Genomic DNA, 25,312 nt, shown 5'->3' on the forward strand with positions numbered 1-25,312 from the left:
AAGATCGTATTTGATAATGTGATATGATAAGCTAAGAATTTATCCCGGTGCAACCGTCCGTAAGACCCCCACTTCAAAACATGATGTGAAACAGTGATGTTTAAGTGGGAGTAGACGGACGCTAACACCCCGATTCGTTTAACTAACAATCAGTGGGGGAATAATGAAAACCCCCACTGATTGAAGTTTCACTATATTTTACGGATGGTTAGTGAGGTGCGAGCATTGATTGATTTACTCATAACGATGCTAGAGCGGATCGGTATTTTGGTAGCAGTTGCGTTTGTGCTGACACGTTTTCGCTTCTTCCAGGACATGATTCATCAAGATCAGCTTAATAATAGGAAGCAGTTTACTGCCATTCTCTTCTTTGGGTTATTTGGCATTATGGGAACGTATTATGGTGTGGCCCTTAACACGGGTACTCTACTATTTAATAGTGTCACAATGGATCTCGCTGCAGAGGAAGCAATCGCCAATTCCCGTGTGATAGGGGTGGTCATTGCAGGCCTTTTAGGAGGATATCGAGTAGGAATAGGGGCTGGGCTTATAGCAGGGATTCACCGTTTAACGCTTGGGGGTTTTACTGCTGTTTCCTGTAGTTTAGCCAGTGTCATTGCTGGCGCTATGGCTGGTTACTTCAGAAAGAAAGGGAAATATTTAAAGCTCCCAACAGCATTTTTGATTGGAGCACTTGCAGAGTCGGTTCAAATGCTTATTATCTTAATTCTTTCCAAACCATTTGAGATGGCGTGGACACTAGTACAAATCATTGGAATTCCCATGATATTGGCAAACGGGCTTGGGACAGCAATTTTCTTGTTAATTGTGCAAAATGTTGTGAAAGAAAAAGAAAATGCAAGCGCCGAGCAGGCTCAAAAGACGTTGCGCATTGCTGAGCAGACTATCGGTTATTTAAGACAGGGGATAACCAACCAATCGGCATTAGCGGTTTGTTCGATTTTATATAAAGAAATTAATCCGAGTGCCGTTGCAATTACTGACAAGGAACTTATTTTAGCGCATGTTGGACTGGCAAGTGATCACCATGTAGCAAATACACCGATTCGCACGAAACTCACAAAAGAGGTTATTCAGCACGGAAAGCTTGTCGTCGCTAACGATGAAACTATCCATTGCTGTGTGGAAGGTTGTCCGCTCGGTGCGGTCGTCATGGCGCCATTAAAAAGCCGTAATGAAGTTATCGGTACACTGAAGGTATATTTCCAGTCGGAAAAACACATCACCAATGTAAATTTGGAGCTTATTTCTGGTCTCAGCTCCTTGTTAAGTACACAGGTAGAGCTAGCAGACACCGAAAAAGCTTACCAGCTAGCAAAAGAGGCAGAAATTAAAGCATTACAGGCGCAAATTAGCCCACATTTCCTGTTTAATTCCTTAAATATCATTGTATCCTTAATTCGTACCGATCCAAAAAAGGCACGAAAGCTTTTAATGTCTCTTTCCCATTTCTTTAGGCAAAACCTAGCTGGTACGACCGCTGAGATTGTTTCCTTAAGACAAGAACTGGAGCATGTGAAGGCATACTTGGAAATCGAATCATCGAGGTTTGTAGACAAATTACACGTCACCTATGACATCGACGAAACGGTACTCGAAAACAATATTCCGCCATTAACCTTGCAGCCATTAGTCGAAAATGCGGTCAAGCATGGGATTAAGGAAATGGAAAAAGACGCGCTTGTTCATATCTCCATTAAGCGAGAAAAGGACAAGATCGTCATTATAGTTGAAGACAATGGGGTAGGGATTAAAGAGAGCAAGCTACAGAAACTTGGCGAAACACAGCTTGAATCCGAAACAGGTACGGGGATCGGTTTGTATAATGTCAATAGACGATTAACGATGAAGTTTGGGTTGCGGGCAGGCATTCAAATAGACAGCAAGCCAGGTCATGGAACAAGAATTAGTTTAAATCTGCCAATGGGAACGGGGGAAAGAACGAATGAAACAAATTGATGTACTCGTTGTGGATGATGAGCGATACGCACGTGAGGAACTAGTCCACCTGTTAGGTGACTTTGAACATATACACGTAGTAGGGGAGGCGGAATCGGGAGAGGATGCGATTGTGAAGAGTCTTACCTTGAAACCAGACGTTGTTTTTCTAGATATCGAGATGCCGAAAATGAACGGTATGGAAGCGGCCAAAGTATTACAGGAGTTAAAGAAAGCACCGCTCATTATTTTTGCAACAGCATATCCGCAGTTTGCGGCAGATGCTTTTCGCCTAGAAGCGCTTGATTATTTATTAAAACCTTATGAAGAAGAGCAGCTACAGGAAACGATTTCCCGTGTGAGAAAACGGTTCTCTTCTGCCGAGGAGCAAACCATAGTAGCTAAAGGAAAGCTATCGATTGAAACGGATGGGGAAATTCATTATCTTAATCCAGACGATATTCTGTATTTGTCCCGTGAAGAAAAGTTTACCAAGATTTTAACTACTGAGAAGGAATACCACGTTCGTTCCACCTTAAAGGATTTGGAAGCAAGGCTTGCTGGTTTTGAATTTTTTCGTATACATAAAAGCTATGTGGTGAATCTTGCTTATGTAAAAATGCTGACACCATGGTTTAATGGTGCCTACCGATTAAAGTTAGAAGGGAAAGAGGAAGCATTAGCGGTGAGTCGTAACTATGTCAAAGCACTTCGCAGCAAACTGGAACTATGAGGCTAGCTGTGCATCTTGATTGTCTGTTAATGCGTTTCAACCTCTCTTTGTGACATTTTACGCTAAATAAAGCCCTTTCATTTGTTTATGCCTTACACTGTATGTAATCGCATACATCGGAAGGAGAGGGAAATATTATGTATACATTTTTAGCTGGTATTTTACTTTTAATTATAGGTTACTTTACGTATGGAAAAATAGTAGAAAAGATTTTTGGAGTGAAAGAGGAAAGGGATACACCTGCTTATACAAGCAGTGATGGTGTAGATTACATGCCTATGAGTACACCGCGAAACTCTTTAATTCAATTATTAAATATAGCTGGTGTCGGTCCAATTTTTGGTCCAATTATGGGAGCACTTTACGGACCAGTTGCTTTCATTTGGATCGTCGTTGGCTGTATTTTTGCCGGAGCTGTACATGATTATTTAACAGGAATGATTTCCATCCGCAACAGGGGTGCCCATTTACCTGAGCTTGCTGGAAAATTTCTAGGTCGATTTATGAAACATATTGTAAACGGTTTCGCTGTGTTATTGCTATTATTAGTTGCTACTGTTTTTGTAACAGCACCAGCAGATTTACTTTATAATTTAATGAATGGCTGGGTTGCACTAGGTTATATTATTGGCGCCATCTTTATTTATTATTTACTGGCAACGCTGCTACCAATTGATAAAATCATCGGACGGGTTTACCCAATCTTTGGTGCCTTGCTTGTTATTAGTGCAATTGGCGTGGCAGTTGGGATGATTGTATCAGGTGCTCCAATCCCGGAACTTACATTGGCAAATTTCCATCCGGATAATGCACCAATCTTTCCGTTGTTATTCTTAACCATCTCTTGTGGAGCTATCTCTGGATTCCATGCAACACAAACACCAATCATTTCTCGTACAACCAAAGGGGAAAAGCAAGGCCGTAAAATTTTCTACGGTATGATGATCGCAGAAGGAATAATCGCCATGATTTGGGCAGCGGCAGCCATGAGTCTTTTCGATGGACCAGTTGGTCTAAACGAACTGCTTGCAAATGGTGGAACTGCAGCTGTTGTAAGTGAAGCTTCTACCTTAATGCTTGGTGCTATTGGTGGTACGTTGGCAGTACTTGGAGTTATTATCCTGCCAATCACGTCAGGAGATACAGCATTCCGCAGCGCACGTATGATTATTGCAGATTATATTCGTTTCCCACAGAAAAAAATCATGAATCGTCTGTGGATCGCGCTACCATTATTCGCTATATCAATTGCCCTTACGCAAATTGACTTTAACCTGTTATGGCGCTATTTCTCTTGGGCAAACCAGTCAACAGCAGTTATCGCCTTGTTTACCGGATCCATGTATTTGTTCATTGCCAATAAGAATTATTGGATTGCCTTAATTCCAGGTACGTTTATGCTAATGGCAACCATGACCTATATACTAAATGCTCCTATAGGCTTCCGCTTGTCAATGAATATTTCATATATCGGCGCAACCATTATTACGATCGCACTAGTGGTGACCTTCTTCTTTGCAGCAGTAAAGGCACGGAGAAACAACATACCATTAGAAGAAGATATTACAAACTGGAAAAAGTCAGCATAATGAAAAGGTATCAGGGAGACCTGATACCTTTTTTTAGATGAGAAAGCAATTCTCTAAAAAACTCCTCGTTCCCCGTCAATACAACCGTACTATTTTTCTTTAAAATAGTCGCTTTTCAGTAAACATTCACCATGATATGATAAAGCGATTACATAAATGAATTGCAATTAGATATAGATTCATAGAAAGGGGAATGTCTATGCCTAGGTTTTCTCTCCAAACAAAGGTCCTGGTGCTTATTACCACTTTGATTATGTTGGTCACACTTTTGTTAACCGCGATTAATGCCTATTTTGAATCGAAGGATGTGGAGGAGCAAGTAGGAGAGCGGGCGCTACAAGTTGCTACTACTCTTTCTTTTATGCCTTCCGTCAAAGCTGCATTTGCTAACGAAAACCCCGCAAACATTATTCAGCCCATAGCAGAAGAAATTAGGGAGTATATTGGGGCAGAATTTATCGTGGTTGGGGATAAAGAAAGTGTCCGCGTCGCTCATCCTGATATCGAAAAGATTGGCAAAAAAATGGTCGGGGGCGATAATGACCGGGCCTTAATAGATGCAGAGTATTACACTTCAAAGGCGATAGGAAGTCTTGGTCCATCATTAAGAGGAAAAGCACCGATTTTTAATGACGAGGGAGAAGTTGTAGGGATTGTTTCAGTTGGCTTTATGGTGGAGGATATTCGTTCCATGATATTTAGCAAATTGGTGAAAATAAGCGGAGCTTCTCTTTTCGTCGTTCTTATTGGTATAGGTGGAGGTATCGCGCTATCTCGAAATATAAGAAAGGATACTCTAGGATTGGAGCCACATCAGATTGCTTCCTTGTACCGAGATAGAACTGCAATTCTTTCCAGTATTAGAGAAGGGATTATTGCAATGGATAAGACAGGGAAAATAAGCTTGATGAATGGATCAGCACGGAAAATATTAGGTTTACAAGCAGATATGGAGAGTAGACAAATTGAGGATGTTTTTCCAAATACCAAAATGTATGATGTGTTGCTTTCCAAGAATACTGGTCAAGATGAAGAATTTGTCCTGAATAAACGGCAGGTCATTGTTAATCGCACCCCTATCATGGATGGAGATGAGGTGGTAGGAGTAGTTTCCAGCTTTCGTGATAAGACCGAATTAAATGAGATGATTAATACATTATCAGAGGTCAGACAGTACTCTGAAGATCTACGGGCACAAACCCATGAATATACTAACAAATTATATGTTATATCAGGATTGTTACAGCTGGGTCACTACCAGGACGCAATTGAGCTTATTCAAAAAGAGTCACAGCTCGCTGCAAACCAGCATAAAGTACTGCTTGACCAGATAAACGATCGTACCGTACAAGCCATAATACTTGGGAAAATCGGAAAAGCTTCAGAGAAAAAGGTAACGTTTGAAATCGATGAAAACAGTTATCTCGAACCATTGCCCGAAAAGGTGGATATTGCTAAGCTTATAACCATATTGGGAAACCTAATCGATAACGCCCTAGAGGCGGTAGCAGATCAGACGGAAAAACACATCGTTTTCTTTGCAACCGATCTGGGAGAAGACATTGTATTTGAGATTGCGGATAATGGACCGGGTCTTCCTGATGAAAATATAGATCGGATCTTTAAGCAGGGCTACACTACAAAAACGCATGATGAACAGGCACATGGATATGGACTGGCCATTGTAAAAGAAACAGTAGAAGACTTGGGAGGGCATTTGGAGATGCACACGCAACCTAATGGGGGAGCGGTATTTACTGTGTTCATTCCTCGTGTTCACCGTTGAAAAAAGGGGGGAGCGTATGATACATGTGCTTATTGTGGAAGATGACTATCGGATTGCCGGTATCCATGAAGAATTTTTAGAGAAAGTAGAAGGAGTACAAGTTGTCGGAAAAGTACTAAATGGGAAAGAAGCTTTGAAATTCATAGAAAAAGAGAAAATAGATCTAGTACTGCTAGATATTTATATGCCTGATATTTTAGGGTCAGAACTGCTACAAACCATTCGATCCTTAAACAAAGAATTGGACATTATTATGATTTCTGCCGCCACCGAAGCGAAAATCGTAGGGGAAGTGTTGCGTAACGGGGTATTTGACTATATTATGAAACCCGTAAAAATGGAGCGATTCATGGAGACAATGGAACGGTACAAAGAAGTAAAGGAAAAACTTGCAGCACAAAAGGAGTTGGACCAGAATTTTCTTGATGATTATTTCGGCTATGGAAATAGCATGTCAATTATGGAAAAGCAAACACCAAAAGGTATTGACCCTCTTACACTAGAAAAAATAAAGCAACGCATACATACTTTAAACAATGGGGTAACTGCAGAAGAAATGGGTATGGAAATTGGCACTTCCCGAACGACTGCAAGGCGCTATCTCGAATACCTTATCACCGAGGGAGAGATCAAAGCAGAATTGGAATATGGCGTAGTAGGAAGGCCAGAAAGAAAATATCATGTTAAAAAGTAGCCGTTAAAGAGGAACAATCATCACGCCGAAGATTATTCATTTTACCACTAAAATTAGTTTAAAGGCACTTGGCAGCTATTATATTGTTTGGCTTAACAAAGGCTAAGCTGAAAGCGAATACTATCGTGTTCGCTTTTTTATGTTGCATCGCAAGGACTTATTTATCCCTGATGGACCCATGAACAAAATGACCAAAACGTATAGAAAAAACTTATTACCCATTATTTTGAAAACGGTTACATTATGATTATCCTTCTATATAGTGGTGGTAAGAATTTAATTATGTGAATTTTTTGATTTAAAAAAGGGGGTAATTTGATGAGAAAGGTTTTAATAGGCGCAGTTTTTGTCCTACTATTTATTCTATCAGTAGCCTGTTCTGCAAGTGATGAAGAGGCAAGTGGAACAGAGGGCTCCAAAGAATGGAAACCTGAGAAGCCAATTGAGATAGTGGCACCTGCTGGGGCAGGCGGTGGTTGGGATACTACAGCCAGAATGGCAGCAAAGGTCTTCACGGAAGAAGAAATCATAGACAGTGATATTGGTGTAGTTAACAAAGCTGGTGGTGGCGGTGCAGTCGGTTGGGCTTATGTAGCTGGGCAAGAGGGAAGTCCATACAATATGTTTGTAGCTTCCCCGCCACTTCTCTTTATACCGTTAAATGGTCAATCGGAATATGGTCATGAAGACTTTACTCCGATTGCTAACGTGATAGCCGATTATGCAGCGTTTGCAGTAGCGGCAGATGCCAAATGGGACAACTTAAATGAACTATTTGATGATATGAAGAAAGACCCTTCCAGTATAACAGTGGTTGGAACTTCGTCACCAGGAAGTATGGATCACATTCAGTTTGTTCAAATTGCCAAGGCAGCAGGGGTTGACGTGACAAAAATCAAGTACGTATCAGACCAAGATGGTGTCGGTTTGACTCAACTTTTAAATGGAAGCGTGGATGTTTTCTCCACTGGCGTTTCTGAAACAGTAGAGCAAGTCAAAGCGGGGACTATCAAAGTTCTTGGGGTGACCTCTGAAGAAAGGCTGGAAGGTGAAGTGTTGGAAGACTTCCCAACAGCTAAAGAACAGGGGATTGATGCGACGTTTGTTAACTGGCGAGGATTCTTTGGACCACCAAACATGGATGAAGAGGCGGTAGCCTACTATGAAGAAAAGTTTAAAGAATTGAGCGATTCTGATGCCTTTGCAGATATACGCAAACAGTTCGGGTGGGACGAAATGTACATGAATAGTGAGGAATACACACAATTCCTTGATGAAAAAAAGGGAGAGATACAATCATTACTTGATGAATTAGGACTTGGCGAATAGCAATTCATATTAAGGGAGATCAGTGATCATCTTTAGATCACTGACTTCCATTTATTTCACAAACCAGGTGGTGTAAGCATGTTAAAAACAGTGAATCAACGAATTAGTTTAGTTTTAATTGTCGTTGGGATTGGTTATTTGATCCTCGCATTTCAGCTTCCTTCGTATGCCTATGTGCCAGTCGATGCAGATATAGTCCCCATCACACTGGGCATTCTTTTAATCCTCTTGGCATCTTGCCTCTATTTTTCAAAAGACTCGGAAACAGAAGAGCAGAAGGCGAGAAGAAAAATTCCTAAGAAGGATATTGGGGCACTACTTGCTGTCTTTTCCTTTATTTTTGTGTATATTCTTTTTTTGGAATTAATGGGATTCGTCCTAATAACAATGTTGTTTATTTTCTTTTGTTCGTGGTTTCTTGGGTATAAGAAGCATTTAAGCAATGCCCTTGTGTCTGTCCTATTTCCATTATGTATGTATGGGATGTTTACAGAGTTTCTTAATATAAGTCTGCCACAAGGATTATGGCCGTTTTAAGGAGGGATCAAGATGGGTTCATTAGAAGGAATTATAGCAGGGTTTCAAGTGGCTTTCAGTTTGGAAGGCTTGTTGTTTGTTATGATTGGTGTTTTTGTAGGTACTTTTATTGGAATGATGCCGGGGTTGGGCCCCATAAGTGCTATCGCGGTCATGATTCCAATTACGTTTGGAATGGATCCGGCGCCTGCGTTAGTTATGATGGCAGGTGTATACTATGGCGCTATATTTGGCGGATCAACATCCTCGATTTTATTAAATGCCCCAGGTGTGTCTGGTGCAGTGGCAACCGCATTTGATGGTTATCCGATGGCACAACAGGGGAAAGCCGGAAAAGCATTGGCCATAGCGGCGATCAGTTCGTTTATTGGTGGTACGGTTAGTGTTATCCTGCTTATGCTATTAGCTCCCATGCTTTCAAGTGTTGCGATTTCGTTTGGTCCACCTGCCTATTTTGCATTAATGCTGATGGGCCTTACAGCTATTTCAAGTTTGTCTGAAGGTAGTACGATTAAAGCACTTATATCTGCTGTAACGGGATTTATGATTGTCACAATCGGTATTGATGCGCAAACAGGAACCCAGCGGTTTACGTTTGGGAATGTAAACCTATTAGAAGGAATTGACTTTTTAGTCATTGCACTTGGACTTTTCGCACTTGCGGAAGTTTGTACGCTAATTATTAAACGAAAAGATCTTTCCCAGGAAAATGCACATAAGTTGGGAAGTATGCGTCTTAGTAAACAGGACTTCAAAGACATGAGCGGACCGGTAACACGCCACTCTTTCCTTGGATTTATTCTTGGCGTGTTGCCAGGTGCTGGTGCTACGATAGCATCTTTTATCTCTTATATTACGGAGAAGAAGCTATCAAAGAATCCTGAGGAATTTGGTAAAGGGTCCGTCAAAGGGTTGGCCGCCCCTGAGACGGCCAATAATGCGGCAACCAGTGGAGCGTTTGTCCCGTTACTGAGCTTGGGGATTCCTGGGTCTGGTACAACTGCAGTGATGCTGGGTGCCTTTCTTGTGCTAGGTGTACAGCCAGGCCCATTGTTAATGACGGATAGGCCGGAGATTTTCTGGGGTATTATTGCAAGTATGTACATAGGGAATGTCTTCTTGCTGATTTTAAATTTGCCTCTCATTCCGTATTTCGCAAAGATATTAAAAATACCACGGCCGTTATTGATATCCCTTGTTATCATGTTTAGTATCATCGGCGTTTATGCCATTAGCTTTAATACATTTGATCTGTATATGTTATTACTCTTTGGAGTCGTCGGCTTTGTAATGAGATTGTTTTCTTTTCCGGCACCACCGTTTATTCTCGCGTTCATTCTTGGTGGCATGATGGAGCAGGCATTTAGGCAGTCTCTAACCATTTCCAATGGTAGTCTTATGGTTTTTGTCCAAGATCCAATTGCGTTAACATTGTTAATTGTGGCCTTACTTTCTTTCGTTTTTCCATTGATTCGTGTTGTCCGAAGTAGAAGAGCGTAACTATATGCGGGTACGAGAAATGGTACTGTTTAAAAATATCTTTCGTTACAGTTTGTTATGCATCACCGCGATTGCCCTGTTCGGCTTGTGGAATGCAGGGATAGGGAGAGAGTTTACCCCAGAACAACTGCGAACATTGTTACTGCTTCTGTTAGCGATTTATCTATGGGTAGCAGCACCGATCCCTACAGGCGCCAGCAGTATCCTTATTCTCGCCATGCTACTATTACTCGGCTTGGTTGATACCATGGAAGAAGCCGTAATCGGATTTCTTTCACCTGCGTTGTATTTTATTTTCATGCTATCGTTGATCAGCAAGTCTCTTGTAAAAGTAGGAATGGATCGTGTCATTGCGGGATTTTTGTTAAAAATCAGCAGAGGAGGGCCGGCATTTGTCATTATTGGAATGCCACTGTTCATTTCAGCTTTGCCTATTTTTCTGCCGTCAGCTGTCGCTCGCTTTAAGATGCTACTACCAGTAACGGTAAGCTTAAATCGGTTTTACGGATTCACAGAAAAGAGTGTTTTCCAGAAGTATTGTATTTATGTAATAGGCATGATGAATCAGAACGCTACTATGATCATTTATACTGGTGGTGGCTTTCCAATTCTGGCCTCACAGTTAATTCGAGATTATCAAATTGCGAACCTTGGGTGGATGGACTGGTTTCTACTTATCGCACCACCATTATGGATTGGTGCATTTATCCTTGCATTTTTAGTTTGGAACTACTTAAAGTGGGTTGGAAAACCAGAAGATAACGAACTACTACCCAAGCACGAAGAAATAGAGACCGAAGAAATAAATAGCACATTCTGGATTGTGACAGGTGCATTTGTACTTATGATCCTGACGTGGATTGTAACCGATCAAAACCGTGTTCCACTGTTACTTCCACCTATGTTGCTAATTGTGTTTTATTCGTTGCCTAGGATAGGGCTGATCACCAATCGTACAATTCGAAGCTTTGATTGGGAAAATTTTTTACTGCTCGGTGCTTCCTTTTCACTGGGTTACGTTCTTGAAGCAAATGGTACTGCTCAGCAGCTGGCAGGGATGCTAGTTGAATTGATTCCTGATAATGCGGGGATTGTTATAAAGGTAGTGATCATTGCATTAATTGTATTTGCACTTCGTTTTTTCTTTGTCGTCCCATCGTCTGCAGTAATTGTGATCTTTCCGATCGTCATGTCGTATTCTCAGCTGATCGGATTGCCGCCAATTCAACTTGCGTTTCTTATCATTCTAATCATTGGCAGCATGATGGTTCTGCCAATACATACGACAACAACCTATTTGGCTTATGACACAGGTATTCTTCGTAAAAAGGAACACTACGCCATTAGTATATTTTCTAGCCTTTTTTTCATGGCGATCGCTATTCTTTCTACCCTCTATTATTGGTGAAAAACCAGCTGAATGCTGGTTTTTTAAATGCCAGGACAGAAAGCCGCGTGAGAGCGGGGAAAAGTCGCACGTCAGCATGGAAAGTCGCGTACCAGCACAAGAAAGTCGCACGCCAACAAGAGAAAGCGCACCATCATGCCATAGCCAACAACCCTATCAACACCACCAACTCTACAGTTTAAATCCAGTCCGGCTCTTAAATCGCTTCAAGATAACGGAGCTCTCAACACGGGTGATGCCTGTAACGGCGTATAGCTCTTCATTTATAAACACTTCCAGCTTTTGAAAGTCTTCCACGAGGACGTGCATGTGTAAGGTGCTCGGCCCAGTCATTTGGTAAATGCTTGCAACGTGTGGATTATCCGCTAGGTTTTGTGCCACCTGCTGCAGCTGTTTGGGCTCCACATCTACTTCAAAGAAGGCAGAAACGTTCTTGCCGAACTTTTCGGAGTTTATGACGACAGTAAATTTTTCAATGACGCCCTTGTCTTTCAGATTTTGAATACGGTCTTTAACAGCGACACGGGAGAGGCCGACCTTTTCTGCCAGTTCGACATAGGATAACCTGCCATCTTCAGTTAGTTCCTCCAAAAGCTTTTTATCAATATCATCATATTTCATCATTTAACCTCCACCATCTCCACATTATGAAAGTATATGTTAAAATCATAAATCTAAATGTAAGTATAACCATATTATCACCTTCTTATTGTGTTGACAAATCGCTGTACATTACGTATGATGTTTTTATAATTCAGACAACGAAGGAGCGAAAAAAATGGATTCATTCACAAACCCATCTTACCCGTATCCTGTTACAAGGCATGCGACATATGCAAAAAAGGGCATGGTGGCAACATCACAGCCTCTTGCTTCACAGGCTGGATTAGAAATATTAAAAAAAGGCGGTAATGCCATTGATGCAGCAATTGCCACTGCAGCATGTCTCACTGTTGTAGAACCAACTTCAAACGGAATAGGGGGAGATGCATTTGCCCTTGTTTGGACAAAAGGGAAACTACACGGACTGAATGCCAGTGGGCGTTCGCCACAAAGTATTTCAATTGATGCAGTAAAAGAGAAGGGGCATGAAACAATCCCTACACATGGATGGATTCCTGTTACGGTACCTGGTACTCCAGGCGCATGGGCAGAGCTATCAGAGCGATTTGGTAAGCTTCCTTTAACCGAGGTTCTAGAACCAGCCATCACGTATGCCGAAGAGGGATTTCCAATATCACCAACTTTAGGAAAGTTTTGGGCCCGTGGATATGAAGTATTTAAAGAAAGATTAACGGATGAAGTATTTGAGAACTGGTTCAAAACCTTCGCGCCTAAGGGCCGTGCTCCAAAAATAGGAGAGATTTGGTCTTCACCTGATCATGCTAAGACGCTTCGTGCTATTGCGGAAACAAAAGGTGCATCCTTTTACAAAGGAGAGCTTGCCGAGAAAATTGCAGCTTTTTCTGAGGAAAATGGAGGCTTTTTAACAGTCGAGGACCTAGCTGCATATAAACCAGATTGGGTAGATCCAATTCGAGTGAATTATCGAGGCTATGATGTATGGGAAATCCCACCAAATGGTCAGGGAATTATTGCCCTGCAAGCACTAAATATACTTAAAGGTTTTACTTTTAACGAAAAAGAATCTGTGGATACATATCACAAGCAAATTGAGGCAATCAAGTTGGCTTTTGCTGATGGTCAAAAACACGTGACAGAAGAGGATGCCATGCATCATACTACCGCAGACATTCTAAGTGAAGCTTATGCGGAAACACGCAGGAAGCTCATCACAGAAAAAGCACTGTTGCCTGAAGCGGGGGAGCCGAACAGCAGCGGTACTGTTTACTTAGCAACAGCAGATGGGGAAGGAAATATGGTTTCCTTTATACAGAGTAATTATATGGGCTTTGGTTCCGGCCTTGTAGTTCCAGGAACGGGAATAGCACTGCAAAATCGCGGGCATAATTTTTCCATGGACCCTGACCATGTGAACGCATTGGCAGGGGGCAAACGAACGTACCACACGATTATTCCGGGGTTCCTAACGAAGGATGATTCGCCTGTTGGACCATTTGGTGTCATGGGTGGATTTATGCAGCCACAAGGTCATGTGCAAGTGATGATGAATACAATTGACTTTAATTTGAACCCGCAAGCAGCCTTGGACGCGCCTCGTTGGCAGTGGTTAAAAGAAAAGCAAGTTGAGGTCGAAAATCGCTTCCCGCACCATCTCGCACAAGGGTTGGCAGATAAGGGACACAAAATACAAATACAGCTTGAGCCAAATAGCTTTGGAAGAGGGCAAATTATTTGGCGTGATGCGGAGACCGGTATTTTAATCGGCGGTACAGAATCACGTACAGACGGCAGCGTTTCCGCCTGGTAAGCACAGAACAAGAAAGGGACTTGGAGTAAACCAGGCCTGATAAAAGAGAAACGTAACTTTACTATGTTGAAAAGGTTCGTGACGTATGAAAACACATTGGAATTTATTTATAGCTTTCTTTCGAGTAGGGATTCTTGGATATGGTGGCGGACCTGCTTCCATTCCCTTAATCCAAAAGGAAGTAATTGAGAAATATAAATGGATGGATAATGAAGAGTTTGGTGATCTGCTTGCCTTGGGAAACACACTACCTGGACCAATTGCTACGAAACTAGCAGGCTATATTGGCTACCGGGTATCAGGCATATGGGGTATGCTAAATGCTGTGGTGGCGACTATGGTCCCGACGATTATCCTTATGATCATATTACTTGGCTCGCTTTCCTCCATTAAAGGTTATGACTGGGTGCAGGGAATGACAGCAGCGGTCATCCCCGTTGTGGGTATGATGCTAGCAGTTCTCACCTGGCAGTTTATTGCTAAATCAGGTAGTGGACTTGGTTGGGTAAAAACGGCGATCATGGTAGTGATTCTATTTGTACTGATTCAGATCGTTGGCTTGCACCCTGGTATTATCATTGCCAGCCTGCTTGCGATTGCCTTGCTAATAAAGGATAAACCGAAACAAAATGCTGGTGAGAAGGAGCGTGATCCTTCATGATCTACTGGGAGATTTTTATTGCCTTTTTCATACCAGGTATCCTAGGCTATGGTGGCGGACCTGCTTCTATTCCACTAGTTGAAAACGAAGTGGTCGGTCGTTTTGCATGGATGAGTGTCCAGGAGTTCAGTGAAATGCTCGCCCTTGCGAATGCATTACCAGGGCCAATTGCTACGAAACTCGCAGGCTATATTGGCTATGATGTAGGGGGCATACTTGGTGCAGTGGTGGGCGTTTTTGCAGCTGTTGCGCCATCATTAATTTTAATGATCCTACTATTGCGCATCCTTTTTAAATACAAGGATTCCCCAAAGGTAAAAAGGCTTACCTTATTTGTGAGGCCAGTTATCGCGATTCTACTCGGGGTGATGGCATGGCGTTTTTTCTTCGAATCGTATGAAGGAATCGGCATTTGGCAGACGGTATTTTTAACTGGAGCTAGCTATATCCTGATCGAACGACTAAAAGTTCACCCGGCATTTGTTATTGCTGGGGCTCTTATATACGGTGGCTTTCTGCTATAGCAAAGTAATAAAGGGGCTAGTGTCTAGGATGACACAGCCCCTTTTTCCTATTTCAGTAATCCAAGTTGTTTTAGTCCGTTTGCAATTCCTGATTCCGTTACTGTGGTAGTTTGGTGTTTCGAATAGGCTAGAAGTTCTGGCGCACAATTTCCCATGGCAAATCCTTCTCCAACGGCTTGGAGCATTTCTTTATCGTTCATCCCATCACCGAACGCAATGGTCTGTTCTTTTTTTACATTTAGGCGTTCCATAATACGTTGTACGGCAACACCCTTGTTAACACTTTTTCGGATAATATCATAGCCATGCTTAACTTCTTCCACATTAACTTGGGACAAGTGGATATCTGCTTCTTCCTCGTATAATGCTACATCTTCAGGTTCCAAATTCATGATCGTAGCACCAAGGATGCCACTTACTACGTCTTCTGTTAGAGCTTCATTCCATTTCAGATTAAAAATATCGATGAATTGTTGCACCTTTGGATGGGTTAAAGATGTAAAGTAATTTTTCTCGGACGTATAGCAAACAAGCTCATGGTTATGCTCTTTCGCTAGTCTAAGGAATTCTTTAATTGTACTTTCTTTTAAAGGTTCATTGATGATGGTCTCATCTTGGTATATTCCAAAAGCACCGTTATACCCAACAAAAGATTGCACGTCCAATTCTTCTGCAAGCTCTTTTACTTCATGGAGTGGTCTTCCGGTTGCTAGGAAAACTTCCACCCCTTGTTTTTTTACTTCTGCAATTGCTTCTTTAGTGGATGCACTGTATGTGTGATCTGGTTTTAAAATGGTTCCATCGATATCGAGGAATAATAGTTTATATGTCATCTGGCTCTCCTTCTTCTATACATGTTTATCCCGGTGCAACCGTCCGTAAAACTCCCAGTTCAAAAAATAAAGTAAAACGGAGATGTTTAAGTGGGAGTAAACGGACGCTAAAACCCCGATTCGTTCAACTAACAATCAGTGGGGGAAGAACGAAAACCCCCCACTGATTGAAGTTTCACTTTATATAAGAAATTCTAACATAGTTTGTCAATTAGGCGAGAAATTTAAACAGCCGGGTCTTCAGGTACTGGGTATAATGTAAAAGCCGAGAGAGGGGAGATCTCTACCGAGCTCAACTTGCTAAAAGTAAAAGGCCTCTCCGCGAGATACGAAAAGAGGCTTTTTTACACGTTAGGAAGTATAAAATTTCAGCAAGGAAGCAAAGTCGACGCAGTGGAAATTTTGAAGTCCCAAGTATAAGAAAAACTTTCACATTCGCTAAAGGAAGAGCGAATGCGAGTTTTTCTAACATTCCAGCTGATATAGTTACATGCTTACCACCTTATGCTTCTCAACTAATTCGAGTAGCTTTTTAGGTAGAAGGCTTTCCATTTGAGATAAAGACAGACTTTCCGACGCAAACGGAAGTAGTTGCTCATTTTGACCAATTATCACAGCGTGTAAAGCATGCTGGAACATGGCAATATCGTTCACATCATTGCCGAATGCGATGTACTTATTAGCCTCAACACCGAGCTTCTGTAGTCCATGCCATTTATCCACACCACTAGGGCTTATGTCTATAATTTCTTCATCACCATGTTTGTTAACGACAACATCTAATGTGTTTAACTCTTCTACCATTACGTTCAAATTACTCGGAGCAAGCAGTAGGATTTTGACAATAGATGGTAGCTGATTTAAAGGAACGTTTTCTGCACGGTTTTGTGTATCTAAATTTTTTAAGATGGGATGGGTAACGGGGCCAGTATAAGCATAGTTCCACTCTCCATCAATTAAGTAAGCTATCTGATTTGTTTTTATTATGGATAGTATTTCACCGAGTGTTTCTTCACTAAACGAAACAGCTGAAAGGATGTCTCCGTTTTTGGCCACGAGCGAACCATTTCCTCCGACCATAGGGTAGTGATGAAAACGTTCAGGTAAGACTGGGAGAATATCTCGAATTGGTCTTGCGGAAGCAAAAATCACCTCATGCCCTCGTTCTACTAATTTCTCTAGCGCAACCAAAAGAGTCTCCGAAACAGGCTGTCCCTTAAAGCAAATGGTTCCGTCCAAATCAAATACATATTTCATAAAATTCTCCCCCCATAATCACGTTAATGTTTCCATCATATCAGGTTGTATTATAATGGAAAGGACATATGTCCTAAAAAGGGGTTTACAATGAAAAATATTCAAGACGAAAAGCTACTGCAAACAACCTTACAAAAGTATGAGCTAGACAAAATAGTGGACCTGGAAAAAAAGCCACCGTTTTCTCTCCATTATTATGATGCAACTGAAGTCATTTTGCATGAAGGTACAGAACTGGAATCACTATTATTTTTAGTAGATGGAAAAGTGAAAGTAACCTCGAGTGTTGCTACAGGAAAATCACTGCTTTTGCGATTTGTTCAGCCTTTTTCGATTATTGGTGACATTGAACTCATTCGGAACGTTTCTGTTCAATCACAGATCAAGGCAGTGGAGAAAAGCCTGCTAATTGGCTTACCACGAGACTATATAAAAAAGTATGAGCAGGACAACCCGAAGCTTCTCCACCTATTATTAGACCATGTAGCCTACAAGCTGCAAACCTGTACGACAGCTTCGCGTGTGAATTTATTAGCATCTGTGGAAAATAGATTTGCGAGTTATCTTTTGTCCACCCTAGCAGCTGATGCAGATCATCCCTTTGGTTTAGAATTAAAGACTACAAATCTGCAAGAAATAGCCGGTTTACTAGGCACAACCTATCGCCATCTTAACCGAGTAGTTCATTCTCTTATTGAAAAGGAGATCATCACAAAAGACAGGCATTTTATTCAAATACAAGATTGGTCACTTCTAGAAAAATTGTCCAATGATATACGTTATGAATGAGACAGGCAAACATCACTTCTCTTGGCAATACAAAACTGTCACAAAATGTTCACTTATGAAGAAATTTTAAAACCTATATAATAACGAAGTGTTCTAGGAAAGGCCAAGATTTGCTGCGCGTAAACCTAGACATTTTAAAGAGAAGGGATGAGGAAAGAATGCCGACAACAAAAAAAGAAAGCTTCTATTTTGGTTTAATGATGTGTTCTGGGATGGTTATTGTGATGACCTTTTATAATTTACTCTTGCAGGATCTGTTTGGAGTTATTCCGCTCACCGGAATTATTATAAATCTTCTATTAGGATTTATCGTTGCATTCAGTTTAGATTTATTTATTGTGGGACCTGTTGCGCGGAAAATCGCATTTTCACTACCTATCAAACAAGACAAACCCATTTATAAAATCCTGACGATGACTATCTTGATGGTACTGGGAATGGTGTTATGCATGTCGCTTTACGGGTTAATAACGGCGGCGGTAATGGACAGCCTAGGCGAAACATCCTTATGGGAAAGCTATGCTTCGATCGCTTTAAAGAATTTGATCATGGCGTTACCGTTACAGCTTATCATCATGGGACCGATCGTACGTTATGTATTTACGAAATATGTTAAAGGGAATATGAACAACGCAGCTGAAGCCGTAAATTAGAAAAGGTTTGTTGAGTGAGAGGTTGCATTCACCTGTAGGAAATAGTGAAGGACTTATAAATTCAAAAAACAATGTGAAAGAGCCGAATGGATAGGAAATAACCATTCGGCTCCTGTTTTACTATTTTATAATGTTTCGTATCCTATAACGCTTTGTCATCCACGCTTTCAAGCCATTCCTCTATAACCGCAACCGTATCTTCCACCGTACCTTGCTCAAATGGTGATCTTAGGTTGGCAGCTTCGACGAGACCAAGGAAAGATTTAGATCCACCAAGCTTACAAAGATGTAGGTAATCTTCCCATGCCTGCTTTTGGTCTTCTCTAGATTTTTTCCAGAACTGGAATGCACAAATTTGTGCCAATGTGTAATCAATATAATAGAATGGAACATCATAGATATGGCCTTGACGTTGCCAATAGCTACCAGCCTCCAAATAAGCATTTCCATCATAATCAATGTGCGGAAGGTATGTTTCCTCTAGCTTTTTCCAAGCTTGCTTGCGCTCATCTGGTGTCCACTCTGGGTTCTCATAAACAAGGTGCTGGAATTCATCTACAGCAACACCATATGGAATAAAGTGCAGTCCACTTGCCAGGTGTGCATATTTGTATTTTTCCGTATCTTCTTTGAAAAATAACTCCATCCATGGCCATGTAAAGAATTCCATACTCATGGAGTGGATTTCCGCAGATTCATATGTTGGGAACAAATACTCTGGCACTCCGATATTTCTGCTGGAATACGCCTGGAATGCATGGCCTGCTTCATGTGTCAGCACATCGATATCACCAGACGTGCCGTTAAAATTGGCGAAGATAAATGGTGCCTGGTAGTCCTCGATTAACGTACAATACCCACCAGCTTCTTTTCCTTTTTTCGCCTCAAGATCCATCAAATTACGATCAAGCATGAATTGGAAAAACTCATTGGTCTCATCAGATAATTCTTTGTACATTTGTTTCCCATTTTCGATAATCCATTCAGGGGACCCTTTAGGAGTGGCATTCCCTGACTTAAAGTCAAAATTAACATCGTAAAATTTCAGCTTATCTACTCCGATCCGATCGGCCTGCTTTTTATAAAGCTTGGAAGCAAGTGGTACGATGACATCTCGAACTTGTTTACGGAAGACGTCTACCATTTCTGCATTATAATCAATTCGTTGCATCCGTACATACCCAAGTTCAACAAAGTTCTTATAGCCTAATTTCACGGCAATTTCATGACGTACTTTTACTAACTTGTCATAAATCTCATCAAATTTATCGGCGTGTTCTGCAAAGAAACCAGCGCTCGCATTCATTGCTTCCTTACGTACAGCGCGATCTTTATGCTCTGCAAAAGGACCCAGCTGAGCTAAAGTATACGTTCCACCTTGGAATTCTACTTCCGCAGATGCGACAAGCTTGGAATAGCTGGATGATAATTTGTTTTCCTCCTGCAATAGATTCATAACTTCAGGTGAAAAGGATTTAATTTGGTAATCGGCAATTTGGAATAGCTGAGAACCCCATTGGTTTTCCAACTCTTCTCGGTAAGGGGAGGAGACCAATTCTTTATAGAAAGCTGTTTCCATTTCTGATATCTCAGGACTTACTTCGTCAAAAAAGTCCCGTTCTTTTTGATAGTAAGCATCATTTGTATCAATCGAAGCACGTATGTAGACAAGGTTGAACATGGTAGCTAATGTATTTCTTCTCTTATTAATTGCTTCGATCGCTTCTGTAGCTTCCTTATAGGAAGAAGCTTCTTTGAATTTGTTTAATAACGCGTTGAATTTCTCTTTTTCTGCTGGCATATCTGGCCGCTCATAAGTGTAATTTTCAAAAGTTTGCATGATGACCCTCCTTTATCCTATAAATATTCGACATAAAAGGGGGAGAATCCTTTTTCTCTCAATAAAATTATTATATAATGGAGCGAAGTCAGTAGGAGGAGCTATTAAAATGCAAATAGATGGAAGACATCGTAAAAATATATACCCAGGACTTGAAGTTGAGGTCATTTTAAAGAAGGATCAAAGATCAGGAAACCGAACCGCAGGGGTTGTAAAAGATTTACTTACGAATTCCTCGTATCATCCTCATGGCATAAAGGTTCGCTTAGAAGATGGACAGGTAGGAAGAGTAGTGTATGATTAAGAAAGATAGTTAAATAGACTATCTTTCCGCGCAATTGACTTTCAAACTGTTCACTTGTAGACTGGAAGTAGCTTACTATACATAAATCATGGGGTGAAAAAATGATAGAAACCGTTCTAACTATTGGAGGCGTCACGGCTGCAATCCTTGTCGCAATTAGTTTATTTATTTCTAAAGCGGTGTCAAAAGATAAATACATTGGATATTTTCCAAGCTTTATTGTGGCACTTGCTGGTGGCGTATTTATCGTGCTGGCCGCTCTTGCTGGTAAAGCAGACATTATGGGACTAGGCTATGGCGGATGGGGAATCGCATTCTTATTTGCAGCAGCAGCGGGTATCCTTATCACAACTATACTAGATTCGTCTGCAAACGCAGAGGCATAAGAAATGATCGCACCAAGGAACCTGTAGAGGAGCAATGCTTTTCTACGGTTTTTTTATCCCGGTGCAACCGTCCGTAAGACTCCCACTTCAAAACATGAGGTGAAACCGTGATGTTTAAGTGGGAGTAAACGGACGCTAACACCCCGATTCGTTCAACTAACAATCAGTGGGGGAAGAATGAAAACCCCCACTGATTGAAGTTTCACATTATAGAAGAAAACCAGTTTGATAACCCTAATTCGAATGGAAGAGGTTTATAGTGATGAAGAAAATTCCCTTCAAGCTATTTTTAAAGCATTACATTGGATTCGTATTGATCTTGCTGTTAATAAATTTCATCCTCGGAACTTCGAATGCCACATCGTTACCATTCCTCATAACACTAGCACTGCCGATAACCGCTATTATGCTTTTTACTGGATGGGATGAAAAGTTAAAGAAATACTTGCCATAGAATGAAAAAATCCACCTGCATTAGAGCTAGGTGGATTTTCTTATTTATTTTAAATACGTACTACCGTCACGCTGTTCAACTTTTCCTTCTTTCATAAGCTTTCCGAGCGCCCGTTTAAACGCTGCTTTACTTATTTGGAAGGTTCCACGAATATCTTCGGGATCGCTTTTATCACCAAATGGAATGACGCCACCACTTAGCTCAAGACGCTCCATAATCGCATCCGCATCTTCGCCCATGCTATCTTGCTTTAAGGGGCGAAGCGAAACATTCAATGTGCCATCAGGTCTTACTTCAATAACGCGACCGGTTACGAACTCACCTAGGCGCGGCTCTGTTTTTCGTTCTGTATAATGGATAAACCCGCGGTAGTCTTCTGTTGTTAGGATAGCTGCTCCTTCTCTGCTTGTGTGATACACCGTTCCCGAAACCTGTTGGTTCAACAATTCGTCTGGCGCTAGCTCCACTTCACGAGCAATCACCCCTTCTGTTGCAGGGATGGCAAGTAATCTGTCTTTTTGGTCTTTGCCAAGTGTAACAAAAAGCTTGTCTCCTTTTTCGGGCCAGACGGATTCAAACAGGGGAAGATCATCCTTGGATACAAGTATTTCCTTTGTTGTGCCAATGTTAACGAAAGCTCCAAGATTAGCAAGCACTTCTGATACTTCTGCCCAGCCATATTGATCCATTTGTATATGGGGGAGTTTGGTAGTCGCAATGGTGTTTCCTTTTTTATCTTGATAAAGGAAAACGTCCACTTCCTGATCAACTTCAAGTTCAGTTTCGGTTTCATTTTGATGTAACAATGCTTCTTCTAACTCTTTTTGCAGGACATAACCCGTATCAATTTTACGAAGTACCACCATTGTCTGGATGGTACCAATAGGTAAATGACTCATCAGCAAACCTTCTTTCATTTATGTAGGATTGGAAAAGGGGTACTCACTAGTAAGAGTACCCCTTTGATTTACAAAGTAACACATAAGATTTAAATTTTTATTAACCCCGAATATGTCGGGTGGGAAATTCTTTTTATAACCTCGGAAAATAATACGTTTTCCAGGCGTATTTATGCAGCATGCCATATTATTCTTTATTTATAAATCAGAACCCTTTGTATGGTTTCTATTCAGAATTTCACTTAACCGCGGTACGTGTTCCACTGGGTGTTCTCTAACTTAAGCAACATAAGCCCTACCTGCTCTTATGTCCTTGCGACCCCTTAGTCGCGCCAGTGTGAATAAGCATCTTCGAAAAACATTGCAGAATGCCAGATCACTTATCTGTTACTTCTTTAATACCAACGTTTATCATCTCATAAATGCTGTGCTTTGTCAAGGAGAATTTCGTTTTAAATATAACAAATGGGAATATCGGTCTGAGGTCGTAGATAATACCAAACTAGCGGAGGGTGTATAAGCGACCTGAGAGGATTAAAGTATATCTAAAGACATTCAAACAAAAAGAGAGTAGGGATTACTTTATGAAACAAGAAACAGAGGTACACAAATTCGAACAATATTTTGATGACATTTTGAAAAGATACAACGTACCTGGATTTGCAATGGGAATAGCCGAAAATGGTGAATTGGGATATGAGAAAGAGTTTGGATTCCGGGACAGTGAAGCGAAGCTACCATTATCTTTGGATACCGTTTTTGGGGTAGGTTCTATAACAAAAGCCATTACAGCGATTGCTACTCTTCAGTTACAGGAGAAAGGGAAGCTTAACGTACATGACCCTGTCAGCAACTATTTACCTGAATTTAAAATGTCTAATGAAGAACAATCCAATAAAATAACGATTCACCATTTTTTGACACACTCATCAGGCCTTCCACCATTAGCCACGTTAATGGGCGCAGTAAAGAAAAGTATGGAAAGTGATCCAACTTTTAAAGTAGATCCAGAGCAAGGAAACCCATTGGACGCGATTCAAACAATAGATACGCATGGGGATTTACTGGATGCTATCGCTAAAACTGAATTCACATTACTAGGTGAACCAGGAACAGAATTCAGTTATTCCAATGACGGTTATGCCCTTTTAGGTGCAATTATAGAAAGGGTTAGTGGTATGTCTTATGAACAATATGTGCAAGAAAATATTTTTAAGCCTGCTGGTATGCACCATAGTGTTTTTCAATATGAGGACTTGGAGGGATATGAAGATGTAGCCGTCTTATATGCCAAGGAAAACAATGAGGATGAAAAAATAATAGGGAGGTCCAATCATCCGTGGGATGCCCCTGCAATGCGTGCGGCAGGATTTATAAAATCGACAGTGAATGATATGCTCAAATTCATGGAAGTGATACGGAATGAAGGGATAGTTGGCCGTGCAAGAATTCTATCCACTGAAAGTGTGAAGGTTATGACGACACCGTACATACCATGTTCACATGACACTTCTTACGGATACGGCGTCATGATTATTCCAGATTTCTTTGGACATAAGCTCATTCACCATGGTGGAGATATAAAAGGGGTAACAGCTCAAATGGGTATTCTTCCAGAACTCGGATTAACCGGAATATCGCTTGCAAATCTTGCAGAATCCCCGTCTTCCAAACTTTTATTTAGTGCATTTGCTAGTTACTTAGGAAAGCCAACTGATGCTTCACACATAGATGTCGAGATTGTTGATATACCACGTGAAAGCTTAAAAGAGTTCGAAGGAACTTTTATGGCACACGATGGCATGACAAGTGTTTTTTATGTAGAAAATAATAAGCTGTATGTGACAATTCCTGGCATTGCTACTAAAGTACTTAAACCAATTGGGAATGACCAGTTTTTAACATCCATGAGGGACCAAGATACCACCATTCGTTTTAGAAGAAATAAGAATAGAAATATTCATCGGGTTGAAGTTGCATTCCGACAAATTTCAAAGGTAAAGGAAGGTAATGAATCGGTGAATTAGACTACTACTTTTTGACAATTAGAAACAGCCGAAGAACCAGTAATTACATAGGTTCTAGGCTGTTTTTAATTCTATCTATAAAATTAACACATAATCTCTCGAGAACAAATTGTTTTCAAGAAACCTTAGCTTTTTTTACAAACAACAGTTCGGAAAGCTTTAAAGAAAGAAAAAAAAGGACAGCTGTAGCCAAGATAAGCGTTATATAAGGCTGAAAAGGAATATACTTTTCGACGACCAAGACGAACCCCGGGTCAAGGTCATTAAAGATGATCTCCTGCTCCATTCCTAACACACTTGTAAGAGGAGGGAGCGAGGAAACGATAGTGAAAAAATATAAAAATGCGAGCGTCCCAGTGGCCATCAAAAAGGAAGAAAGACCATAGTAAATAGGAATAGCAACTACTTCAATCAATGCTGCCATACATAAAAGTACCAGCATATCCTTCCAGCTATAAACATAGTAGTTATTTTCGAATAGGAGGCTAAGGATTCTTCCACATATTCCTTGGTACAAGATAAAGAATATACTTACCATTAAAATAGAAACATATCTACCTTGCACAATGGATGCTCTTTTAACAGGCAGGCTAGACATATAGAGCCTGCTTTTCGATCGTTGGTCTGTATAAAACAAGCCGATCAAGATGGTCATAACATATACATTGAACACAAAGAATGATGGAAGCATAACCGCATAGAACAATGGTATGGTTAGGAGGAAAGTAAGTAATGTTCCCCAAGTTGGCATAATCAGG

24 protein-coding genes are annotated in these 25,312 nt (G+C 40.9%); 18 read left to right on the forward strand and 6 right to left on the reverse strand.

What is annotated here, in order from left to right:
- Positions 1-225: 225 nt before the first annotated feature.
- From AC6CHS_RS10745 to AC6CHS_RS10785, 9 genes are all read left to right on the forward strand, one after another.
- Entirely contained in the window at positions 226-1,980 is a 1,755-nt protein-coding gene (locus AC6CHS_RS10745; RefSeq protein WP_498235988.1) for a LytS/YhcK type 5TM receptor domain-containing protein, read from the forward strand.
- Positions 1,967-2,692, forward strand: a complete 726-nt coding sequence (locus tag AC6CHS_RS10750) for a LytR/AlgR family response regulator transcription factor (protein ID WP_498235989.1) — start codon at positions 1,967-1,969, stop codon at positions 2,690-2,692. The genes AC6CHS_RS10745 and AC6CHS_RS10750 overlap by 14 nt, the downstream gene beginning before the upstream one ends.
- A gap of 137 nt (positions 2,693-2,829) precedes the next feature.
- A complete protein-coding gene (locus AC6CHS_RS10755; protein ID WP_498235990.1) occupies positions 2,830-4,281 on the forward strand; it encodes a carbon starvation CstA family protein in 1,452 nt (483 codons plus the stop codon).
- Between the two features lie 199 nt (positions 4,282-4,480).
- Positions 4,481-6,067, forward strand: a complete 1,587-nt coding sequence (locus AC6CHS_RS10760) for an ATP-binding protein (RefSeq protein ID WP_498235991.1) — start codon at positions 4,481-4,483, stop codon at positions 6,065-6,067.
- Between the two features lie 16 nt (positions 6,068-6,083).
- Positions 6,084-6,761, forward strand: a complete 678-nt coding sequence (locus AC6CHS_RS10765) for a response regulator (RefSeq protein ID WP_498235992.1) — start codon at positions 6,084-6,086, stop codon at positions 6,759-6,761.
- Between the two features lie 318 nt (positions 6,762-7,079).
- The gene (locus AC6CHS_RS10770; protein WP_498235993.1) at positions 7,080-8,090 is read left to right on the forward strand and encodes a tripartite tricarboxylate transporter substrate binding protein; all 1,011 of its coding nucleotides are present in this window, start codon (positions 7,080-7,082) and stop codon (positions 8,088-8,090) included.
- 78 nt (positions 8,091-8,168) lie between these two features.
- Positions 8,169-8,627 carry a tripartite tricarboxylate transporter TctB family protein gene (locus AC6CHS_RS10775; RefSeq protein ID WP_498235994.1) on the forward strand — a complete coding sequence of 153 codons (459 nt, stop codon included), beginning with the start codon at positions 8,169-8,171 and terminating at the stop codon, positions 8,625-8,627.
- A gap of 12 nt (positions 8,628-8,639) precedes the next feature.
- Positions 8,640-10,127 (forward strand): tripartite tricarboxylate transporter permease, encoded by a 1,488-nt coding sequence (locus AC6CHS_RS10780; RefSeq protein WP_498235995.1) that lies wholly within the window; start codon positions 8,640-8,642, stop codon positions 10,125-10,127.
- 4 nt (positions 10,128-10,131) lie between these two features.
- On the forward strand, positions 10,132-11,535 hold the full coding sequence (locus AC6CHS_RS10785; RefSeq protein ID WP_498235996.1) for an SLC13 family permease: 1,404 nt from the start codon (positions 10,132-10,134) through the stop codon (positions 11,533-11,535).
- Between the two features lie 171 nt (positions 11,536-11,706).
- Here AC6CHS_RS10785 and AC6CHS_RS10790 read toward each other — a convergent pair whose 3' ends face one another.
- The gene (locus AC6CHS_RS10790; protein ID WP_036575383.1) at positions 11,707-12,156 is read right to left on the reverse strand and encodes an Lrp/AsnC family transcriptional regulator; all 450 of its coding nucleotides are present in this window, start codon (positions 12,154-12,156) and stop codon (positions 11,707-11,709) included.
- 157 nt (positions 12,157-12,313) lie between these two features.
- On the opposite strand from AC6CHS_RS10790, the gene ggt reads away from it, so the two are divergent.
- The 3 genes from ggt (at position 12,314) to AC6CHS_RS10805 (ending at position 15,112) form a co-directional block, all read left to right on the forward strand.
- Positions 12,314-13,927 carry a gamma-glutamyltransferase gene (ggt, locus tag AC6CHS_RS10795; protein WP_498235997.1) on the forward strand — a complete coding sequence of 538 codons (1,614 nt, stop codon included), beginning with the start codon at positions 12,314-12,316 and terminating at the stop codon, positions 13,925-13,927.
- A gap of 85 nt (positions 13,928-14,012) precedes the next feature.
- Positions 14,013-14,588 carry a chromate transporter gene (locus AC6CHS_RS10800; protein ID WP_498235998.1) on the forward strand — a complete coding sequence of 192 codons (576 nt, stop codon included), beginning with the start codon at positions 14,013-14,015 and terminating at the stop codon, positions 14,586-14,588.
- Positions 14,585-15,112, forward strand: coding sequence for a chromate transporter (locus AC6CHS_RS10805; RefSeq protein WP_498235999.1), 528 nt, complete (start codon positions 14,585-14,587; stop codon positions 15,110-15,112). Before AC6CHS_RS10800 ends, AC6CHS_RS10805 begins: the two co-directional genes overlap by 4 nt.
- A gap of 47 nt (positions 15,113-15,159) precedes the next feature.
- Here the strand turns inward: AC6CHS_RS10805 and AC6CHS_RS10810 are convergent, their stop codons facing one another.
- The gene (locus tag AC6CHS_RS10810; RefSeq protein WP_498236000.1) at positions 15,160-15,945 is read right to left on the reverse strand and encodes an HAD family hydrolase; all 786 of its coding nucleotides are present in this window, start codon (positions 15,943-15,945) and stop codon (positions 15,160-15,162) included.
- A gap of 486 nt (positions 15,946-16,431) precedes the next feature.
- Positions 16,432-17,202, reverse strand: a complete 771-nt coding sequence (locus tag AC6CHS_RS10815; protein WP_498236001.1) for an HAD-IIB family hydrolase — start codon at positions 17,200-17,202, stop codon at positions 16,432-16,434.
- Between the two features lie 90 nt (positions 17,203-17,292).
- Here AC6CHS_RS10815 and AC6CHS_RS10820 point away from each other — a divergent pair, with 90 nt between their 5' ends.
- Together AC6CHS_RS10820 and AC6CHS_RS10825 are read left to right on the forward strand one after the other, a co-directional pair.
- Positions 17,293-17,991, forward strand: coding sequence for a Crp/Fnr family transcriptional regulator (locus tag AC6CHS_RS10820; protein WP_498236002.1), 699 nt, complete (start codon positions 17,293-17,295; stop codon positions 17,989-17,991).
- Positions 17,992-18,149: 158 nt separating this feature from the next.
- Positions 18,150-18,644: a DUF2798 domain-containing protein gene (locus AC6CHS_RS10825; RefSeq protein WP_498236003.1), complete on the forward strand. Its 495-nt coding sequence runs from the start codon at positions 18,150-18,152 to the stop codon at positions 18,642-18,644.
- A gap of 142 nt (positions 18,645-18,786) precedes the next feature.
- Here the strand turns inward: AC6CHS_RS10825 and AC6CHS_RS10830 are convergent, their stop codons facing one another.
- Positions 18,787-20,484, reverse strand: a complete 1,698-nt coding sequence (locus AC6CHS_RS10830; protein ID WP_498236004.1) for a M3 family oligoendopeptidase — start codon at positions 20,482-20,484, stop codon at positions 18,787-18,789.
- Between the two features lie 109 nt (positions 20,485-20,593).
- On the opposite strand from AC6CHS_RS10830, the gene AC6CHS_RS10835 reads away from it, so the two are divergent.
- The 3 genes from AC6CHS_RS10835 to AC6CHS_RS10845 all read left to right on the forward strand — a co-directional run bounded on the left by AC6CHS_RS10835 (position 20,594) and on the right by AC6CHS_RS10845 (position 21,628).
- The gene (locus tag AC6CHS_RS10835; protein ID WP_498236005.1) at positions 20,594-20,788 is read left to right on the forward strand and encodes a YwbE family protein; all 195 of its coding nucleotides are present in this window, start codon (positions 20,594-20,596) and stop codon (positions 20,786-20,788) included.
- Positions 20,789-20,889: 101 nt separating this feature from the next.
- Positions 20,890-21,174: a hypothetical protein gene (locus AC6CHS_RS10840; RefSeq protein ID WP_106897455.1), complete on the forward strand. Its 285-nt coding sequence runs from the start codon at positions 20,890-20,892 to the stop codon at positions 21,172-21,174.
- Between the two features lie 262 nt (positions 21,175-21,436).
- Positions 21,437-21,628, forward strand: a complete 192-nt coding sequence (locus AC6CHS_RS10845) for a hypothetical protein (protein ID WP_498236006.1) — start codon at positions 21,437-21,439, stop codon at positions 21,626-21,628.
- 44 nt (positions 21,629-21,672) lie between these two features.
- Here AC6CHS_RS10845 and AC6CHS_RS10850 read toward each other — a convergent pair whose 3' ends face one another.
- Positions 21,673-22,527, reverse strand: a complete 855-nt coding sequence (locus AC6CHS_RS10850) for a CvfB family protein (protein ID WP_498236007.1) — start codon at positions 22,525-22,527, stop codon at positions 21,673-21,675.
- A gap of 584 nt (positions 22,528-23,111) precedes the next feature.
- Here AC6CHS_RS10850 and AC6CHS_RS10855 point away from each other — a divergent pair.
- Positions 23,112-24,554: a serine hydrolase domain-containing protein gene (locus tag AC6CHS_RS10855; RefSeq protein WP_498236008.1), complete on the forward strand. Its 1,443-nt coding sequence runs from the start codon at positions 23,112-23,114 to the stop codon at positions 24,552-24,554.
- A 115-nt stretch (positions 24,555-24,669) separates the two neighbouring features.
- Here AC6CHS_RS10855 and AC6CHS_RS10860 read toward each other — a convergent pair whose 3' ends face one another.
- Positions 24,670-25,305 (reverse strand): ABC-2 transporter permease, encoded by a 636-nt coding sequence (locus AC6CHS_RS10860; protein ID WP_498236009.1) that lies wholly within the window; start codon positions 25,303-25,305, stop codon positions 24,670-24,672.
- Positions 25,306-25,312: the final 7 nt, after the last annotated feature.

The organism is Oceanobacillus sp. GQ8, assembly GCF_059758495.1.

What these genes read in the sequence shown, in the direction of transcription:
- AC6CHS_RS10750 (WP_498235989.1), top strand. Translation starts at nt 1,967, where the DNA reads ATGAAACAAATTGATGTACTCGTTGTGGATGATGAGCGATACGCACGT.
- AC6CHS_RS10755 (WP_498235990.1), top strand. Translation starts at nt 2,830, where the DNA reads ATGTATACATTTTTAGCTGGTATTTTACTTTTAATTATAGGTTACTTT.
- AC6CHS_RS10760 (WP_498235991.1), top strand. Translation starts at nt 4,481, where the DNA reads ATGCCTAGGTTTTCTCTCCAAACAAAGGTCCTGGTGCTTATTACCACT.
- AC6CHS_RS10765 (WP_498235992.1), top strand. Translation starts at nt 6,084, where the DNA reads ATGATACATGTGCTTATTGTGGAAGATGACTATCGGATTGCCGGTATC.
- AC6CHS_RS10770 (WP_498235993.1), top strand. Translation starts at nt 7,080, where the DNA reads ATGAGAAAGGTTTTAATAGGCGCAGTTTTTGTCCTACTATTTATTCTA.
- AC6CHS_RS10775 (WP_498235994.1), top strand. Translation starts at nt 8,169, where the DNA reads ATGTTAAAAACAGTGAATCAACGAATTAGTTTAGTTTTAATTGTCGTT.
- AC6CHS_RS10780 (WP_498235995.1), top strand. Translation starts at nt 8,640, where the DNA reads ATGGGTTCATTAGAAGGAATTATAGCAGGGTTTCAAGTGGCTTTCAGT.
- AC6CHS_RS10785 (WP_498235996.1), top strand. Translation starts at nt 10,132, where the DNA reads ATGCGGGTACGAGAAATGGTACTGTTTAAAAATATCTTTCGTTACAGT.
- AC6CHS_RS10790 (WP_036575383.1), bottom strand. Translation starts at nt 12,156, where the DNA reads ATGAAATATGATGATATTGATAAAAAGCTTTTGGAGGAACTAACTGAA.
- ggt (WP_498235997.1), top strand. Translation starts at nt 12,314, where the DNA reads ATGGATTCATTCACAAACCCATCTTACCCGTATCCTGTTACAAGGCAT.
- AC6CHS_RS10800 (WP_498235998.1), top strand. Translation starts at nt 14,013, where the DNA reads ATGAAAACACATTGGAATTTATTTATAGCTTTCTTTCGAGTAGGGATT.
- AC6CHS_RS10805 (WP_498235999.1), top strand. Translation starts at nt 14,585, where the DNA reads ATGATCTACTGGGAGATTTTTATTGCCTTTTTCATACCAGGTATCCTA.
- AC6CHS_RS10810 (WP_498236000.1), bottom strand. Translation starts at nt 15,945, where the DNA reads ATGACATATAAACTATTATTCCTCGATATCGATGGAACCATTTTAAAA.
- AC6CHS_RS10815 (WP_498236001.1), bottom strand. Translation starts at nt 17,202, where the DNA reads ATGAAATATGTATTTGATTTGGACGGAACCATTTGCTTTAAGGGACAG.
- AC6CHS_RS10820 (WP_498236002.1), top strand. Translation starts at nt 17,293, where the DNA reads ATGAAAAATATTCAAGACGAAAAGCTACTGCAAACAACCTTACAAAAG.
- AC6CHS_RS10825 (WP_498236003.1), top strand. Translation starts at nt 18,150, where the DNA reads ATGCCGACAACAAAAAAAGAAAGCTTCTATTTTGGTTTAATGATGTGT.
- AC6CHS_RS10830 (WP_498236004.1), bottom strand. Translation starts at nt 20,484, where the DNA reads ATGCAAACTTTTGAAAATTACACTTATGAGCGGCCAGATATGCCAGCA.
- AC6CHS_RS10835 (WP_498236005.1), top strand. Translation starts at nt 20,594, where the DNA reads ATGCAAATAGATGGAAGACATCGTAAAAATATATACCCAGGACTTGAA.
- AC6CHS_RS10840 (WP_106897455.1), top strand. Translation starts at nt 20,890, where the DNA reads ATGATAGAAACCGTTCTAACTATTGGAGGCGTCACGGCTGCAATCCTT.
- AC6CHS_RS10845 (WP_498236006.1), top strand. Translation starts at nt 21,437, where the DNA reads ATGAAGAAAATTCCCTTCAAGCTATTTTTAAAGCATTACATTGGATTC.
- AC6CHS_RS10850 (WP_498236007.1), bottom strand. Translation starts at nt 22,527, where the DNA reads ATGAGTCATTTACCTATTGGTACCATCCAGACAATGGTGGTACTTCGT.
- AC6CHS_RS10855 (WP_498236008.1), top strand. Translation starts at nt 23,112, where the DNA reads ATGAAACAAGAAACAGAGGTACACAAATTCGAACAATATTTTGATGAC.
- AC6CHS_RS10860 (WP_498236009.1), bottom strand. Translation starts at nt 25,305, where the DNA reads ATGCCAACTTGGGGAACATTACTTACTTTCCTCCTAACCATACCATTG.